The 15,433-nt window shown below is 37.0% G+C and carries 17 protein-coding genes and 2 tRNA genes; 8 read left to right on the top strand and 11 right to left on the bottom strand.

Translation table 11 applies throughout. The features are described 5' to 3' along the window. Window positions 1-24 precede the first annotated feature (24 nt). Window positions 25-594: a hypothetical protein gene (locus D0T08_RS00220; protein ID WP_116980563.1), complete on the bottom strand. Its 570-nt coding sequence runs from the start codon at window positions 592-594 to the stop codon at window positions 25-27. A gap of 186 nt (window positions 595-780) precedes the next feature. On the opposite strand from D0T08_RS00220, the gene D0T08_RS00225 reads away from it, so the two are divergent. Beyond that, window positions 781-2,463 carry an erythromycin esterase family protein gene (locus tag D0T08_RS00225; RefSeq protein WP_116980564.1) on the top strand — a complete coding sequence of 561 codons (1,683 nt, stop codon included), beginning with the start codon at window positions 781-783 and terminating at the stop codon, window positions 2,461-2,463. Window positions 2,464-2,581: 118 nt separating this feature from the next. Here D0T08_RS00225 and D0T08_RS27465 read toward each other — a convergent pair. The 8 genes from D0T08_RS27465 to D0T08_RS00260 all read right to left on the bottom strand — a co-directional run bounded on the left by D0T08_RS27465 (window position 2,582) and on the right by D0T08_RS00260 (window position 9,470). Further along, window positions 2,582-2,652, bottom strand: a tRNA-Cys gene (locus tag D0T08_RS27465). 4 nt (window positions 2,653-2,656) lie between these two features. Further along, a tRNA-Trp gene (locus D0T08_RS00230) sits at window positions 2,657-2,730 on the bottom strand. A 236-nt stretch (window positions 2,731-2,966) separates the two neighbouring features. Continuing rightward, complete coding sequence (locus tag D0T08_RS00235; RefSeq protein ID WP_116980565.1) at window positions 2,967-3,410, bottom strand: DUF1579 family protein; 444 nt, start codon at window positions 3,408-3,410, stop codon at window positions 2,967-2,969. A gap of 82 nt (window positions 3,411-3,492) precedes the next feature. Next, a complete protein-coding gene (locus D0T08_RS00240; protein ID WP_199538094.1) occupies window positions 3,493-4,656 on the bottom strand; it encodes a nitronate monooxygenase family protein in 1,164 nt (387 codons plus the stop codon). A 96-nt stretch (window positions 4,657-4,752) separates the two neighbouring features. Continuing rightward, the gene (locus D0T08_RS00245; protein ID WP_116980566.1) at window positions 4,753-5,325 is read right to left on the bottom strand and encodes a Crp/Fnr family transcriptional regulator; all 573 of its coding nucleotides are present in this window, start codon (window positions 5,323-5,325) and stop codon (window positions 4,753-4,755) included. Between the two features lie 34 nt (window positions 5,326-5,359). Beyond that, window positions 5,360-6,622 carry a tail fiber domain-containing protein gene (locus D0T08_RS00250; RefSeq protein WP_116980567.1) on the bottom strand — a complete coding sequence of 421 codons (1,263 nt, stop codon included), beginning with the start codon at window positions 6,620-6,622 and terminating at the stop codon, window positions 5,360-5,362. Window positions 6,623-6,662: 40 nt separating this feature from the next. Further along, window positions 6,663-8,270 (bottom strand): tail fiber domain-containing protein, encoded by a 1,608-nt coding sequence (locus tag D0T08_RS00255; protein ID WP_116980568.1) that lies wholly within the window; start codon window positions 8,268-8,270, stop codon window positions 6,663-6,665. A 72-nt stretch (window positions 8,271-8,342) separates the two neighbouring features. Beyond that, a complete protein-coding gene (locus D0T08_RS00260) occupies window positions 8,343-9,470 on the bottom strand; it encodes a tail fiber domain-containing protein (protein ID WP_158561159.1) in 1,128 nt (375 codons plus the stop codon). Between the two features lie 326 nt (window positions 9,471-9,796). Between D0T08_RS00260 and D0T08_RS00265 the strand changes: the two genes are divergently transcribed. The 7 genes from D0T08_RS00265 to D0T08_RS00290 all read left to right on the top strand — a co-directional run bounded on the left by D0T08_RS00265 (window position 9,797) and on the right by D0T08_RS00290 (window position 13,804). After that, the gene (locus tag D0T08_RS00265) at window positions 9,797-10,231 is read left to right on the top strand and encodes a hypothetical protein (protein WP_116980570.1); all 435 of its coding nucleotides are present in this window, start codon (window positions 9,797-9,799) and stop codon (window positions 10,229-10,231) included. A 136-nt stretch (window positions 10,232-10,367) separates the two neighbouring features. After that, entirely contained in the window at window positions 10,368-10,859 is a 492-nt protein-coding gene (locus D0T08_RS00270) for a hypothetical protein (RefSeq protein ID WP_116980571.1), read from the top strand. A 664-nt stretch (window positions 10,860-11,523) separates the two neighbouring features. After that, window positions 11,524-11,676, top strand: coding sequence for a hypothetical protein (locus tag D0T08_RS27470; protein WP_158561160.1), 153 nt, complete (start codon window positions 11,524-11,526; stop codon window positions 11,674-11,676). A 6-nt stretch (window positions 11,677-11,682) separates the two neighbouring features. Beyond that, window positions 11,683-11,994 (top strand): hypothetical protein, encoded by a 312-nt coding sequence (locus D0T08_RS00280; RefSeq protein ID WP_116980573.1) that lies wholly within the window; start codon window positions 11,683-11,685, stop codon window positions 11,992-11,994. Window positions 11,995-12,387: 393 nt separating this feature from the next. Then, window positions 12,388-12,633, top strand: coding sequence for a hypothetical protein (locus D0T08_RS00285; protein ID WP_116980574.1), 246 nt, complete (start codon window positions 12,388-12,390; stop codon window positions 12,631-12,633). A gap of 221 nt (window positions 12,634-12,854) precedes the next feature. Continuing rightward, window positions 12,855-12,986, top strand: coding sequence for a hypothetical protein (locus tag D0T08_RS28035; protein WP_255413500.1), 132 nt, complete (start codon window positions 12,855-12,857; stop codon window positions 12,984-12,986). A 92-nt stretch (window positions 12,987-13,078) separates the two neighbouring features. After that, complete coding sequence (locus D0T08_RS00290) at window positions 13,079-13,804, top strand: DoxX family protein (protein WP_116980575.1); 726 nt, start codon at window positions 13,079-13,081, stop codon at window positions 13,802-13,804. A gap of 50 nt (window positions 13,805-13,854) precedes the next feature. Here D0T08_RS00290 and D0T08_RS00295 read toward each other — a convergent pair whose 3' ends face one another. Then, window positions 13,855-14,334, bottom strand: a complete 480-nt coding sequence (locus tag D0T08_RS00295; RefSeq protein ID WP_229238872.1) for a gamma-glutamylcyclotransferase family protein — start codon at window positions 14,332-14,334, stop codon at window positions 13,855-13,857. 113 nt (window positions 14,335-14,447) lie between these two features. Continuing rightward, entirely contained in the window at window positions 14,448-15,338 is an 891-nt protein-coding gene (locus D0T08_RS00300; protein ID WP_116980576.1) for a DMT family transporter, read from the bottom strand. Window positions 15,339-15,433 lie beyond the last annotated feature (95 nt).

Raw genomic sequence — 15,433 nt, forward strand, 5'->3', positions numbered from 1 at the left:
ACTCTATCGGATTTAGTAATTTCTCTATTTGTCTGATATTTTTTCATAATCGCTTCCGCTTAATTCAGTAAGTTCTTCAATACTTTCAAAAATATTTATTCCTGCAAGCCCTGTCCCCTCCGGAGACGTTAATGTATGTGTAATCAAATAACCGCTGTCTAATAGAAAAAAACCTTTCTCATCTATCCTATTATACCAGATAAAATCAACAATTACCCTGTCTTTAAAATGCTTAAAATCATCGTCCGCATCCATATCATAAAATCCGTTCTCTTTCTTGATAGGTTTATGTCCAAATAATCTACTAAATAATTTATGAAGGAAGTTCTTATTATCTTCTACAATTTCATCGGTTGGTTTACTTTCAGATTTAAAATGATAATCATATTTCTTTCCAAAGAAACTTAAAGCACCGGGTTTTACTTCTAACAATTCTATTTCATAATCTCCTTCGAACCAACCCCTTGGTATATCAATTATCCATTGCTTATCAAGTTCAATAAAGCATTCGGCTGTATCAAGCCATTCGTCATATTTACCATATAAACAATAGATATTTGTTATTCTCTTCCCAATAATTTCTTTAAGAAGCATTTATTTACAGTTTGTGTTTTTTTTCTAAAATTCGCTTTTTTTCGGGATTACCATACATGAAATCATGATTTTATTTTATTCATCAGAATATTTGCAAATAATTTCACTTCTTCTATAACCTTCTGTATCATTTGTGCATCTACTCAATGAAATAGCAATTATTTAATTTTATTAACTACCTGATTTATGAAAAAGCAAATACTTATTATAATCACCAGTTTATTGGTAAGCAATACCTATGCTCAATCCTTTCTGAATCTTGATTTTGAACATGAAACCTACAAAGCTCAACCCCGAAAATGGTCTATCGAAGGTGAAGGCAATTTTAGTGCTGAGGTAGTTAATACCGATAAACACAGCGGCCAGAAAAGTTTGCATATTCACTTAAAAGATGCAGAGACTTACACTTTTTTATCATTACCTAAGGAGAAAATAGAAGGAAAAAAAATTCAGATAAGTGGGTATATCAAACTCTCTAATCTTGATTCTTTACAAGTTATGTTAGCTTTTAAAGACCCAGCCGGAAAACCTCAGGTATCTCAAACTAAAAGTATGACTCTTGATAATTGGAATCTAATTTCAAATGAAGCTACCTATCCCACCGATTATTCTTCGGATAGATTATTAATAGCTCTTATAGTTGTTGGAAGTGGCGATGTGTGGTTTGATGATGTTTCTTTAAAAATCGATGGAAAAGAATTTGGAAATGGTAAACCGGATTTTGCAGAACCTTCTCAAATTGCGCTCGCTATAATAAATACACACTGTTTTCCCATAAAAAATATCGAAAATGACCAGATTATTGATGATTTAAAGCCTTTAAGAAATGTCATTTCAAATGCCCGAATTTTTGCTCTGGGAGAAAACTCTCATGGCTCTGCTTCTTTGTTCAAACTAAAATTAAAATTCGTAAAGTATCTGGTAGAAAAGGAGGGATTTACTGTTTTTGCGCTTGAATCTCCAGTTGTTGAAGCAGATAAAATCAACGACTATGTATTAAAAAATACTGGTACAAAAACAGATGTTATGAAAAATCTGGTATATCCAAGCTGGCAAAACGCAGATATGCTTCACATCATTGAATGGTTAAAGGCTTATAATATAAAAGCCCGACGTAAGGTTTCATTTAGAGGAATTGATATACAGGATGGACTACCTTCGCTAAACGCTTTGCAACAATTTGCTGCACAATATGATACATTACTGGTTCCAAAATTAAAAGAATTGGCCTTACATTATGACACCGCTTTAAAAAAGAACGATTGGCAATCGGTATTAAACGAAGCTTTTACCCTATCCGCTTATTTACAGCAAAAATCAGCGGCAGATTACACAGGTATTAATTTCAGCTATCTACAATCTATTAAAAAATATGCAACTGTATTGGTTCAGAATATCCACTTGAAATCAGGGGTCAGGGATAGAGATTATTATATGGCCGAGAATATAAAGTGGTTGGTGGAACAAGATAAAGATGTTAAAATTATAGTTTCTGCAGATAATACCCATGTAACCAAGGCAAGTGGTAAAATGGGTAATTACTTATCTAAAGCACTAGGGAATGATTACCTTGTTGTAGGCACTACTTTTAACTCAGGGACATATAGTGCTTATGGAGATAAAGAATTTTATGAGGTTCATCCCTCTTTTGTTGGCACTTATGAATATATTTTTTCTAAAGCTAAGTATAAAGATTTTATCGTTGATTTAAGAAATAAGGATATACGAAACATATTGCCTACAATATCAGGTTTTCGTTCTATTGGTTCAAGACCTCAGGAAACTACTCAATTTGCTGAAATAACTTTAACAGAACATTTTGACTTAATTGCCTATTTAGAAAAATCCGCACATACCAAAAAGAAATAGAGTGAGGAATTGAGGATTAAACTAGCTTAAAATCGAGTCATTAATTGAATCTCCTGCTCATTAAAAGCATTTTCGCAGGAGACTCAATTACAGTATTAAGGCGTTTCAATTCCCTAAGAGTCCGGTGTCGGAATCAAACCGACTACATTTGTTTTGCAGACAAATACCCATCCATTGAGCATACCGGACTTATTGGCACATCGGGTAGGAATCGAACCTACAAATTACGTTTTGGAGACGTAGGTTTTACCATTAAACTACCGATGTGTATAAAATGCAGAGTCGATTTGGCAAGATAAGCGGCAATAAAAAAGCCGCTTAGTGTACACACCAAGCGGCTCAGAATATCTTGAGAAATGGATATAACTACCTTGCCTGATGCGGACTTTGCCCGTACCAACAACAATTAGTATTATATGCCATTTGATTTTTCATATCACAAAGGTAAAATATTTTTTATGAACCAAACAAGCTTTTTCTTAAAATTTTCTTAAAATCTACACTCAACTTAAATCCCTGCTCAGCTTGATATTCATATAAGGTGTCCAGACTTTCTCTTTATTTAACTGCTCCCAGACTCCCGAAAACACAGTATCTTCCTCACTGAATCTGCCTTTAAACAACAGTGACTCCCCTTTAAATATCCAAAGATCGTCCGCCAGTGTCGCAGTCATAGAGCCCGAATTACCCTTATTGTCGTAATGCTGCATGGTATAGTGATTGGCGTCTTTATCCAAACCTATTACTTCAAAAGTCTGAACTTTATCGTCTCCTATGCTTACATCTACTTTATGTAGAAGGAAGTATCCACCCGGCAGCCACTCGTAAGTATCCGATCCTTTTACTTCAATGCCTGCACTGGTATTCGTAGGTAAAACCAATCCCTGGGTATTCCATTTACCTACAAATTTGTCTAAATGGTTGTGTGCTATTTCTTGAGTTTCCATTGTTGTGTTTAATTGTATGTTCTTGCATTTAACACTTATCTATAGGGCATTGTTTGAAATAAGCACACTTAAAATTCTTTCTTTATACCTTTCCCATTTCATGCACCAAAGACTCCATTAATACTTTAGCATCCTTGTATTTAAGTAGAGATGCTGATTGCCCTGCCCAGAACGATTTGAAATCAGGATTACTGCTTGAAGTGGCCGGATAAGCTTTGAGATGGCCCATAAATTTGCCTTGCAGTGGGTACGGTGCCATCAGATTTCCTTTTTCTTTCAATTCTTCGGTCAATCGGTTTTTTAATCCTCGAGATAATCTGCCTGTGAAGACTTTAGTGAGTATGGTATACTTGGCATCAGGGTCAAATAATCGCTCTTTATGGTCTGCACTAGCGTTTGATTGTGCAGTTGCCAGAAAAGCCGTGCCCATCTGTACGGCATGAGCTCCCAAAGCTACTGCTGCTTTAATACCTCTGGCATCAACAATGCCACCTGCAGCAATTATTGGCACTTTTACCGCATCAGCCACCTGTGGAATCAATGAAAACAAACCTGTTAATGAATCTTCTGCTGATTTCAGAAAAGATACTCTGTGTCCCCCTGCTTCCATCCCAGTGGCTACTATGGCATCTACTCCGGCTTTTTCCAGGGCAATGGCTTCGTCAACAGTTGTAGCTGTGCCGACAGTCTTTATGCCTAAACTACGCAATTTTTCCATATCATTCTCGTTTGGAATCCCAAACACGAAACTGAAAACAGCAGGTTTTACTTCAAAAATTGCCTGCAACTGGTCTTCATACTTTGGACCAAGATTTTGAGGTCTTTCAGGAATAGGCAAACCTAATTCATCAAAATAAGGCTTGAATATTTCTGTAAGAGTCTGATAATCTTTGTCATCAAAATCTGCCAGACGGGCATCCCGGTCGTTTACCCATAGATTTAGGTTGAATGGCTTATTGGTTTGCTTCCGTATCGCCAGGCTAGTTTCTACGATTTGCTCCGGTGTAAAAGGTTGCATACCAAACGAGCCTAAAGCTCCTGCATTTGAGACAGTTGTTGTCAATTCAACAGATGATAAACCACCTCCGAATGGCCCTTGAACTATGGGATATTGAATGCCTAGTAAGTCGGTGAATTTAGTTTGATTCCACATCTTTTTATCGTTTTTTGTTGTATCCTTTAGTGTGCTAATATTAGCCCCTAAAGTTGAGATAGACAAGGTTTTTATGGCATTTCTTCTTTTCATAGCAATACTCATTTGATTAAAACTGCTACAAAGTTCGGTCATGAAAAATCCTTGTGCGAGGACATAGCTCAACGATTTTATGTGATATACCTCACATTATTTATCAGATTGGTTAAAGCGGCTAAGGGTTTCACGGGTGACACCGAGATAGGAAGCAATGAGGTGCTTAGGTACTTTCTGAAAAAGTTCGGGATATTGTTGCAGCAGTTGGTCGTAGCGCTCTTTGGCGCTGCTACTCAACAAAGACAAGATTCTTTGTTGCAAAGCTACGTTACGCTTATTAGTTTTCCTTCTGAAAAAATGTTCTATTTTATGATATTCGGAACAGAGTTTCTCTCGATTGGCATACGATAAACACAACAATTCGCTGGCCTCAATACAGTCGATATTTACTGTAGCCAACAATTGTCCATAATAAGCCTGATAATCGGTTATCCACCAGTTTTGCATACCAAATTGAATAATATGCTCTTTGCCATTGGCATCGGTACTATAAGATTTCAGGCAGCCATCTAGGATAAAAAAATCATAGTCTACTTTTTGCCCCTCCTGCACAACAAACTGATGTTTTTTGAATTTTTTCCTGATAAAATGCGAGAGAATATGTTCAAACTCAACATCAGTCAGCGGTACAATTTTTTCAATATGTTGCCGGAGGATTTCGCTCATAGAGAAGGTTTTGCCTGTAAATATACAAGAAAACCTATTTCTTCATTAGCTTTTTCAATTCAGCAATTTCATTTTTCAATAATTCTATTTCTTTTTGCTGTTCCTGAACAGCTTTAATGGCTATAACACCAAGGCGACAGTAATCCATCGTATAAAACTGTTCGCCTTTATCGTTGGTATTATCATAGACAATTTCAGGGAAATATTTTAGGGCATCCTGCGCCATCAACCCTATTTCGGTTTTAGTAGAGTTTAGCCGTTGGTACGATTTCACCTCCAATTTCATCACATTAGCCAGCGTAGTAGTGTAATCTTTGATATTGGTTTTGAGACGTTTATCTGATATAGCTGTATAGGCACCCGTGCTACCATTGAAAGTACCTTTTATTATTCCATCAGCATATAAAATTAAATCACCTGTGCTATTGGCTGTATATAGTGTCCAGTTTGAAAGATTCGGTCCGTTATTCAGAATCCGTAGTCCAGTCATACCATTTACTTCCTCAATCGGGTGGCGTACTTCAAAATCAACGTGAGCATTTGTTGTGAAAGCAGTTTTATAAGCCATAGACTTACCTACAACCAGACCAGACCCCAGGCCATCACTATTCAAATTCTTAAAGGAAGCAGCAGCACCTGTGCCAATAGTAAAAGCCTCTAAAGCATTATTACTATTGGCTGAATTTATGTTTTCAAATTTACCTGCAATACCCAGACTATTGTCAGTTCCTACCTGGCTAAATATCCCAATACCGCCTTTAGAATTTGCCCATACTGATGTACCGTTCGTACTTACATATAAACCCGTTGAGTTCATATCACCTAAATGATTGATTGCTATACCCTTGCTTGAACTATTAGTATTTCCAAGTATCAAATCAATCCCTCCACCTGTGCCACTATTATAAATTTCAAAAATAGTGTAAGGATTAGTCTGAGAAAAGCTCTCAAAGCGCGCTACTTTACTATTTGATGAACCTAGTAATGCGATTCCATCCTCGGAATACCCAAATACTCCAATTCCAGCTTTTGACTGCCCCAATACTCCCCAACCATAACCGTCATGAATACCCCAAACGCCCAGCCCACCACTCGAAGTTCTTTTATTACGCCCGATTATAGCAGCAGAATTATTACCTGGTGCCGCATTATCGAGTACTCCTCTGATAGAATATCCATATGTATCATTCAACACACTTGAAACATCTATTTGATTTGGCGAAACAGTTGATGATTGGGCAAAAATTTGATTAGATAAACTTAAAAGAAAGCTAAAGAATATAACATGTATTTTCATAGTTTTCGACAATTTAAGGTGGCGGCATTCTTCAATATTGCTACTTATTAATGAGTTTATTCACTGTATTCGTTAGCAATTCAATAGCTGCTTCCTGTTTTTTTAATTGCTTTTGCAATTCCTTAATCTCTACTTGCTGCTTATCAATCAGAGTTTGCTGCTCCTGAACAGCTTTGATAGCTATAACGCCAATGCGAGAATAATCCATCGTATAAAACTGTTCGCCTTTATCGTTAGTATTATCATACACAATTTCAGGGAAATATTTCAAGGCATCCTGCGCCATCAAACCTACTTCGTTTTTATTTGAATTAAATCTTTGATAGGATTTTACCTCCATTTTCATAATATTGGCTAGAGTAGTGTTGTAATCTTTAATGTTTGTTTTCAATCGCTTATCTGAAACAGTGGTATAAGCTCCAGTGTTCCCATTGAAAATACCTTTCGTAACTCCATCAGCATATAAAATTAAATCACCATTGTTATTAACTGAATAAAATGTCCAGTTTGATAAATTCGGCCCAGTGTTAAGAATCCTTAACCCACTCATTCCCATTGTATTTTCCAATGGGTGGCGTACTTCAAAGTCAACCTGAGGGTTAGTAGTAAAAATTTTGGTATATGGCTTCTTTTTCCCAACTACTAATCCAGCACCGTCGCCATCAGAATTGGATCCTGCCACATTTATACCTGCACCTGTCCCCTGTGTAACTACCTTTAATACATCTTTCTCATTATAAGGCATTAAATTATCAATTTCTAAGCCATGTCCTTTACCAAGATTATGTATATAAACCACCTCACCTGGATCATCTCCAATATTGACAAAATAGCCAGCACGTCCTGTAGTTGATTCTGCATAAAATGCCGTTCCGGTTTCTGAAATAGCTTTCACTCCATAATTTGTTTTTGATTGCCCAAGTATGCCAATCCCGGTTCCGGTATTAAAACCTCTTATTCCTGCACCCGAGCTTTCATTCTGACCTACCACAGCAGCAGCACTATAAGTTGTGCTTTTATTACGCCCTATAATACCAATACCCAACTCATTGTCTGCCAATATTGTTGCACCCAAAGCTGTAGTACTTTTGGCTTTCATGGCATAGTCAAGGCCCTCTACATAAATACCGCTTCCTTTGCCGGAATGAAGAATTTTTAACGCCTCATTTGAATTAAGCGGATTAGTTATGGCGATATCTAAACCAACCCCCTTGCCATTTGTATTGATTTTTACTGTCTCATTTTTATTAGCGCTATTGGTATTATTAAATACTGCTGCGTTACCAGTGGCCGATTCGGTCACCAGTCCCGAACCATTAAGAGAAATGCCATTTAACCCAATGCCATTCATGGATCTTCCTACGGTGCCCATTCCGGTCTCAGAAGAACCAAATACTCCCCAGCCACCACCGTCGTGTGAACCCCATACGCCGATGCCCTTATCATTTGTTCCTTTATTTTCTCCTCGTACAGCAGCAGTATATATGCCAGGTGCCAGGCTTGTCAGAATGCCTCTGATTGCATAAGAGTAATCAGCAGAATTATCATTCAGGAAATCAGAGGAATTGGGTAAAATAGTGGCTGATTGCGCAAAAGCTAGCCTTGACAGACTTATGAAGAAGCCTATCATCAATAGTGTTTTTTTCATGGTTTCAATAAAATTATAATCGTGTTATAAAAGCAGAAATGAGTTAATCAACGGCTAAGTCTGATTTAAAGATTATTTTCCTAATGCTTTTTTCAATTCACTTATTTCATTTTTCAATATTGCAATAGCTTCCTCATGTTGTTGAAGAGCTTGTTGTTGTTGAGTTATTATACTTTGCTGTTCTTGAATAGCCTTGATAGCGACAACCCCTATACGTGAGTAATCCATCGTATAAAACTGCTCGCCTTTATCATTCATATTATCATATACTACTTCTGGAAAAAGCTTAAGTGTTTCCTGTGCGACCAGACCAATTTCGGTTTTATCAGATTTAAACAACTGATATGATTTTACCTGCATTTTCAAAACTCTATCCAGCGTATTGTCATAATCCTTAATGGCGGTTTTCAAACGGAAGTCGGAAGTAGCGGTATACGCTCCGGTATTCGGATTAAAATTACCTCTCAATGTACCATTGCAATATAAGTTTAAGTAGCCAAGGTTATTTGTGGTATAAAATGTCCAGTTCTGCTTATTTACTCCTGTATTCATAATTCTTAGTCCGGTCATACCAGTAGAATTTTCTATCGGGTGTCGTACCTCTAAATCAGCGTGAGCATCCAATGAAAACGCTTGTGTAAAAGGTTTATCCTTCCCTGCTATTAGCCCCGCTCCTTTACCATCTGCATTAGCATTTTTGATTATGGCTCCTGCACCTGTACCGACAGTATATGACCATAGCGCCGGGTTGGTACTAAGCGTGTTTTTCACACTAATACTCAGACCTGACCCCAAGCCTTTAGAATCAATTATTACTGCATCATTCACATTATCAGAAAGACTTGTGGCAAAATGAGCGGCAGATTCTTTCTGAGATTCAGCATATAAGCCGACACCCTCATAAGAAGAGGTCGAGATACCAAGGCCTTGTTCTGAACTGACTCTTATACCCATGCCTGAACCCATATTAATAGCCCAGATAGCCATTGCGCTTGAATTAGTACCAGAATTAAAGGCACGGATAGCTGCAGAATATTTACCGGGCGTTACATTACTCATGGTTGCCTTAACAGCAAACGCCGATTCGTCTGCACTATCATTGTTAAATTCTGATGCAGTGGGTAATAAGGTAGCCGATTGGGCAAAAGCAAGCCTCGACAAGGCTATACAAAGCCCTATCATCCACAATGGTCTTTTCATGTTTCTGATTATTTCGATACAAATGTATTGCAAGAATTTTATCAGGTGGTACATCTCTGCCATTTATTTACCTCTAATTTTACTTAGCGGCAAAAGAGGTTTTTACAATTTGAGCGAGTGGTAAAAAAGGCCCCAACCCAAAAGGAGAGTTCAGTACATCATCAGGCAAAAAGTTGAATTTGACAACCTGGAACTGTAAATACTAAACATGCCTTGGCATAGGGTTTTAGCAATGCGCATAGAGTTTCAGGTATTATCGAAATGAATGGAAAGAAGCAAAACAGCTTCCTATAGTAAATAAAAGATTCATTTTAAATAACAATTTTATGATACAAACAACCATATTTCAGAAGATTTTCCGGGTATTATTGGGGCTTATACTCATTTATACAGGTACTGGTCACCTTACTTTTTTAAGAGCTGAATTTCCTGCACAAGTGCCTGATTGGGTGCCTATGAACACAGATCTGGTCGTAGTGCTGTCGGGTATTACAGAAATTTTACTAGGTCTCGCCCTAATTTTTCTTAAATCTAAGCAAGTACAAGTGGGCTGGATTGTGGCTGCGTTTTTTGTATTGATTTTTCCGGGAAATATTGCCCAGTATGTAAATCATAAAGATGCGTTTGGATTAGACACTGATACCAAACGTTTGGTACGTTTGTTTTTTCAGCCTTTGCTCATTATGTGGGCTTTGTGGAGCACTGGTGCTTTGAAAGCATCTCATCAGAAATCACATAAATTAAGACATGTACACTCTTGACACAAAATGAGGATTCTGCACCACGCCTCTTAAACTATTCGAGTAATCTCTGCCATTATTTTTTTTTATAAATGAGAGAGGTTTAACTGGCACATAGTTTTTTCTATTAAAACAAACAATTAAACCATTACAACTTATGAATACTGTAGAAAATACACCGAGACGCGAGGACGAGATTCCTGCAACTCAACAACAAGGCAACCAAAATAGTAGTCAACAAGGGCAACAAAACAGCCAGAATCAAGGTCAACAAGGACAGGAGAACCGTAACCAGGGACAACAAGGTCAAGGATATAGTGAATCTACTCAGCAAGGCAGCAATCAGAATAGCAGCGACCAGGCTGACCAAAGCAGCACCTACAGAGGCCAGGGAGGACAAGAGTATGATGTAGACGCCAGCGATGCAGTAAACCGTCAGGCTGATTACTCAGGTAATAGTGAAAGAGATATTGAAGATTCGACACTTGATGACGACACAGAATTTATGGGGGGTCAGGAAGTAGCCATAGAGGAGGATACAGAAGATATAGAGGGAAATGTAGGAGACAGAGATATAGAATCTCAACGTGACTCAAATCAGAATATCAATCCCGGTGATAGAGCACCAAATAGTAATTTTAATAGATAAAAGAGTTTAGCTATTATTCCACACACGAGAAGATGGTGAAATCCTGAATTTCAGGGTTCACCATTTTTTAATAGCCAGAAAATAGGAAAATGGACAAAGTAACAAATGATCGATCAATTTTCCACAACTTTCCACACCTGTGTAAAAATGTACTCGCCAGAGATATTAATGTAGCCATCTAATATTTGGTATATATTTTTTCACTGCTTTAAAAAATCCCAATTGTCATGAGAAAAAATACCCTTATTCTACTTACTATCAGCATTTTTTTACTCTTCCTGAGTGCGCTATGTCTTACTAGTCTTGCCTAGTAAATATGACATAATTTTATAAAGCATCGGTTTGGTCAACACACATATGGATAGTAAGTCCTGTTAAATTAATTCTAATATTTGCCGTATTTAAAAAACAGAATTATAATGAAAAGAGGACACAACATATGGAGTGGAGATACCCAGACACTCAGGCAACTAAAGCTCTGTAGCATCTTGCTTATACTGTATTTTGTGGCTATTATAATTTATATCCTTGCCATAAAAGATACAAAAAAGCAGAATGTCAGGCAATTTAGTAATAAGGAAACTAAAAGATTCCTTGTTTTTCTACTTGCTTTTTTATCAACTGCTTCTACAATCAGTATTAACAATTAAAAATAAATAGCATTATGGACAAGTCACCCAATACCGAAAATACAATGGCCAGTGAAGCGCCTGAAGATAAGAGAACAGGACAGTTAAAAGGCTCCTCACATAAAAACGCGAATCATGGTGGCCGTGATTCGGGCAAAAACAATAAGGGTAATAATAATAAGAAATAGTACCCTATGTATCAGATTGAGATTTTATTGCCTTTAGCCGACAACAAAGATAAACCTTTTAAGTCGGAATATTTTGAACAAGTGCAACAACACCTCACAGAAAAATTCGGTGGTCTTACTGCCTTTACCAGAACTCCAGCCGAGGGGCTATGGAAGCAAAGTAAAGGCAGTAAGGCAACCCATGATGATATAATTATATTTGAAGTGCTCACTCCCACCATTAAAAAAGGCTGGTGGCAAGACTACAAAGAAGAACTCAAGGTCATTTTCAGACAAGAAGATATTATTATTAAAGTAATGAAAATGGAATTGGTGTAAGTGAGCAATTAAAGGCATTGATTTTAATCAACTCCATTGTCTTGTCAATTACTATTCTTTCCTTAAACGCTCCCTGCTTAATCTCTCTGCTCCGCGCAAAAAATCAACTTATTTGTAACTTTCCCTGCTTTTTAAAGTAAGTACCAAGAGCAGATACTATGATTTTATGTTACCCTACAGTTTAAGACACAAAAAAGCTAATTTTATACAACTTTTACACTCATTACGTGTGTATATCCCGTTAAACGAAGTCTTTGATAAAAGACTGGAATTTCTCATATACTTTACACCATCAGTTTTGAAAATTGTCTAAAACATTTAGAAAATTTTAATCTTAAGTCATCGAAACATTTTGTACCTTTGTCTCACTAACCTATTATTTGGTAGATTATTATGAAGATAGCTATACAAAGAAATGATTTAAGACACACTGTTGAAGAAGCGCTGCATAAAAGTAACATCCACTCTGAAGAATTTATAGACAATCAGGAAGTAAGTAGCCTATCTGTCTTAATCAACGAAACTATTCTGCCTGCGCAATTAAACATGTTTGTCAAACTTATTCAGGAACAGGACTTGAAATGTAATACGAATACTTTTCCTGATATGAGTGTGACTTATATTTCGGTTTTCAGGTAGTATTTCTGCCTTTATAAGTAAGATAATGAGTCAGTAATTATTTGTTCCACCTGATTATATTTCTTAAATAGAAAAAGCACTATTTTCTTCATTAGATTTTTAATATCTCCTTTTTTCTGTCAATTACCTCAATATTTTACATTTTTTGTATATATTTCAAATCAATATTAATGATACCCACTCTGAGCTTCTTTTCTAGAGCGAATTGAAACATTTTGGGAATGATGTCAACAATTAGTTTCTCGTTTCCTCCAGCAACCAACTTCTCAATCAGGAACCCACAATCATTCAGCAAATTCTTCAAAACCAATACCAATCTTTCGCCATTAGAGTTCAGGGCTTCATTTAATTAAAGATTTATCGAGAATTCATTTGCATGATTAATAAATTTACATTTACTTTGAAATAAAAAGTACTTTTAAATTATTTATTATTCTTTTGATTTATGGGCTTTTATGCTACACTCGACCAGATTCATGCAAACCTTAGAAAGAACATCTGGTTACAATACTTTTCTATCTTTTGTCGGTTTGCCCTTGCGGCAGGTTTTATCCCTTCAGGATTGGTAAAAATTATGGATGAGCGATTTACAGACCTTTCTGTTAATCATCCGATGGGTCATTATTTGGAAGCTATTTATTATACAGAATACTATTATACATTTATCGGCATTATGCAGGTAACGGCAGCGGTTTTGCTATTAATTCCTCGCACAGCCACGCTCGGCGCACTTCTTTATTTTCCGATTATCTTAAATATTACAATCCTATCTCTTGCCGTTCGATTTGTAGGCTCGCATTTAAGCTCTCCTTTAATGGTTCTGGCCTGTCTGTTTCTGATTCTATGGGATTACCATAAAATCAAACATATTCTCCCATTTAATGAGCCGCCGGAACACAAAGTTTTAAGAGATAAAAACGAACGCATCAGGGCTTTTCCGGTTAAATTTGCTGTGGGTTCTTTTGCTGCATTGGTAGGACTTATAGTCTTCCTCCTGAATATGTATAATATCGAACCTTACAATACGCTTAAAGACTGCGAAAGACAGGCAAAGAAAAGTAAAAATCCTAAAGCTGTTGATGATTTCTGCGATTGTATTCATAACCAGGGCAAACCACTGAATAAATGTCTGGATGTGTATGAGAAAGCTTTAGAAGAAAATGTGAAATAGGTTTACATTGATGCGCCTGCAAGGGTTCAAAATTTTGAACCCTTGCTTCTCTAATTTCTATCATTAATCGCATAAATATATCCTACACCTATTTTACCATTTCCCAATTCGTATTTGGCTATAATGCGTTTGTAACCATTGCCTTCAAAATCGTCAAGGTATTGCCAGTTAGCTGGTAACTCATCCGAGAAAAGTACATAAGCCTCTATCGTTATCTGTTCTTCTGGAGCTGCATGGGTAAATCCATAATATCCTAGCTCTGCTCCCCAGCCCTCTTTGACAAGTTTACCTTTTACGATTATCTTTTCCCATTCTCCTTTAATATGTTCAATTTTTGAGTGATTAGGTTTACCCGGTGCAAGTGTTCCGTAAACAATCAATACTTTTTCTGGCTGATATGTCTCAATAAAGTACTCTTCTATTTTGCATAAATTAAGGTTTTCTAAATTACTTACCTGAATATCAGCAACAAAAGGTTTGCTATTCAGACTATTAATGATTTGGTCTAATGTTATCAGATTAATTTCCACTGCGATATATCTTTAAACTTTGTAAAGATAAACTTTATTTCACAAAAATAGGGATCCATAACTATGAATCCCTTTTCGAAATATACCAATATAAACAACAATAAAACTCATCTTTATTTGGCAAATTTCTTTGCTCCGGCTACGCATAGAATAACCCCTACTGTAACGCCTAACATACTAGTATTTACTTCTTCATGTGCCAGAGTCGCAGCCATTACTAAGCCAAACAAGGGCTGCAATAATTGTAATTGTCCCACAACCGTAATGCCTCCTTGCGCCAGTCCCCGATACCAGAATATAAAGCCCACCAGCATGCTGAATACAGAAACATAGCCCAGACTCATCCATGCTTCAGTCCGAACATGCGCTACAGAGGTTGGAAAAAACCAAAAGGTAAACCCCAGCATAACAGGCAACGACAACACCAGTGCCCACGAAATAACCTGCCACCCTCCCAGTGTTTTTGAAAGTTTTGCTCCTTCGGCATAGCCTAATCCACAAACAAGTATGGCTAGTAACATGAGAGTATCACTCAAAAAGGAGGCTGATAATCCTTGCGATATGGCATAGCCAACTACCAACAAACTACCAATAATTGAAAACAACCAGAAAACCGGACGAGGACGTTCTCCGCCGCGTATTACCCCGAAAATTGCTGTTGAAAGCGGCAATAAGCCCAGAAAAACAATTGAATGCGCCGAAGGTACATACTGCAAGGCCAAAGCAGACAATAAAGGGAAACCTAACACTACACCAAATGCCACAATGATAAGCGAAAGGGTCTGTTGGCGGGTAGGTCGTTTCTCCTTACCAATCAGTAAAAGACCCAACGCCAACAAGCCAGCCATGCTTGCACGAGCTACCGTTACAAAAACAGGTGATAAATCCTGAACGGCTATTCTGGTTGCAGGTAAAGAAACACTGAATACCAATACTCCGATAAGGCCGTTAATTAATCCGCTGGTAGTGTTTTCTGTGATTTTGGTAATGCTTATTTCTGCCATAATTTTCTTTGTTTTGTTATAATAGCAAAGGTAAAGAGGGCTTTTTGATAAACACAGTATCAGTTTTGTATATTTCGACGGACACAGTTATATTT

This window comes from Emticicia sp. C21 (assembly GCF_003418935.1).
Classification (GTDB): Bacteria; Bacteroidota; Bacteroidia; order Cytophagales; family Spirosomataceae; genus Emticicia.

Bases quoted from the DNA above. Each gene is read 5' to 3' on its own strand.
- D0T08_RS00220 (WP_116980563.1), bottom strand. From the start codon at position 594: ATGCTTCTTAAAGAAATTATTGGGAAGAGAATAACAAATATCTATTGT.
- D0T08_RS00225 (WP_116980564.1), top strand. From the start codon at position 781: ATGAAAAAGCAAATACTTATTATAATCACCAGTTTATTGGTAAGCAAT.
- D0T08_RS00235 (WP_116980565.1), bottom strand. From the start codon at position 3,410: ATGGAAACTCAAGAAATAGCACACAACCATTTAGACAAATTTGTAGGT.
- D0T08_RS00240 (WP_199538094.1), bottom strand. From the start codon at position 4,656: ATGAAAAGAAGAAATGCCATAAAAACCTTGTCTATCTCAACTTTAGGG.
- D0T08_RS00245 (WP_116980566.1), bottom strand. From the start codon at position 5,325: ATGAGCGAAATCCTCCGGCAACATATTGAAAAAATTGTACCGCTGACT.
- D0T08_RS00250 (WP_116980567.1), bottom strand. From the start codon at position 6,622: ATGAAAATACATGTTATATTCTTTAGCTTTCTTTTAAGTTTATCTAAT.
- D0T08_RS00255 (WP_116980568.1), bottom strand. From the start codon at position 8,270: ATGAAAAAAACACTATTGATGATAGGCTTCTTCATAAGTCTGTCAAGG.
- D0T08_RS00260 (WP_158561159.1), bottom strand. From the start codon at position 9,470: ATGAAAAGACCATTGTGGATGATAGGGCTTTGTATAGCCTTGTCGAGG.
- D0T08_RS00265 (WP_116980570.1), top strand. From the start codon at position 9,797: ATGATACAAACAACCATATTTCAGAAGATTTTCCGGGTATTATTGGGG.
- D0T08_RS00270 (WP_116980571.1), top strand. From the start codon at position 10,368: ATGAATACTGTAGAAAATACACCGAGACGCGAGGACGAGATTCCTGCA.
- D0T08_RS27470 (WP_158561160.1), top strand. From the start codon at position 11,524: ATGGACAAGTCACCCAATACCGAAAATACAATGGCCAGTGAAGCGCCT.
- D0T08_RS00280 (WP_116980573.1), top strand. From the start codon at position 11,683: ATGTATCAGATTGAGATTTTATTGCCTTTAGCCGACAACAAAGATAAA.
- D0T08_RS00285 (WP_116980574.1), top strand. From the start codon at position 12,388: ATGAAGATAGCTATACAAAGAAATGATTTAAGACACACTGTTGAAGAA.
- D0T08_RS28035 (WP_255413500.1), top strand. From the start codon at position 12,855: ATGATGTCAACAATTAGTTTCTCGTTTCCTCCAGCAACCAACTTCTCA.
- D0T08_RS00290 (WP_116980575.1), top strand. From the start codon at position 13,079: ATGGGCTTTTATGCTACACTCGACCAGATTCATGCAAACCTTAGAAAG.
- D0T08_RS00300 (WP_116980576.1), bottom strand. From the start codon at position 15,338: ATGGCAGAAATAAGCATTACCAAAATCACAGAAAACACTACCAGCGGA.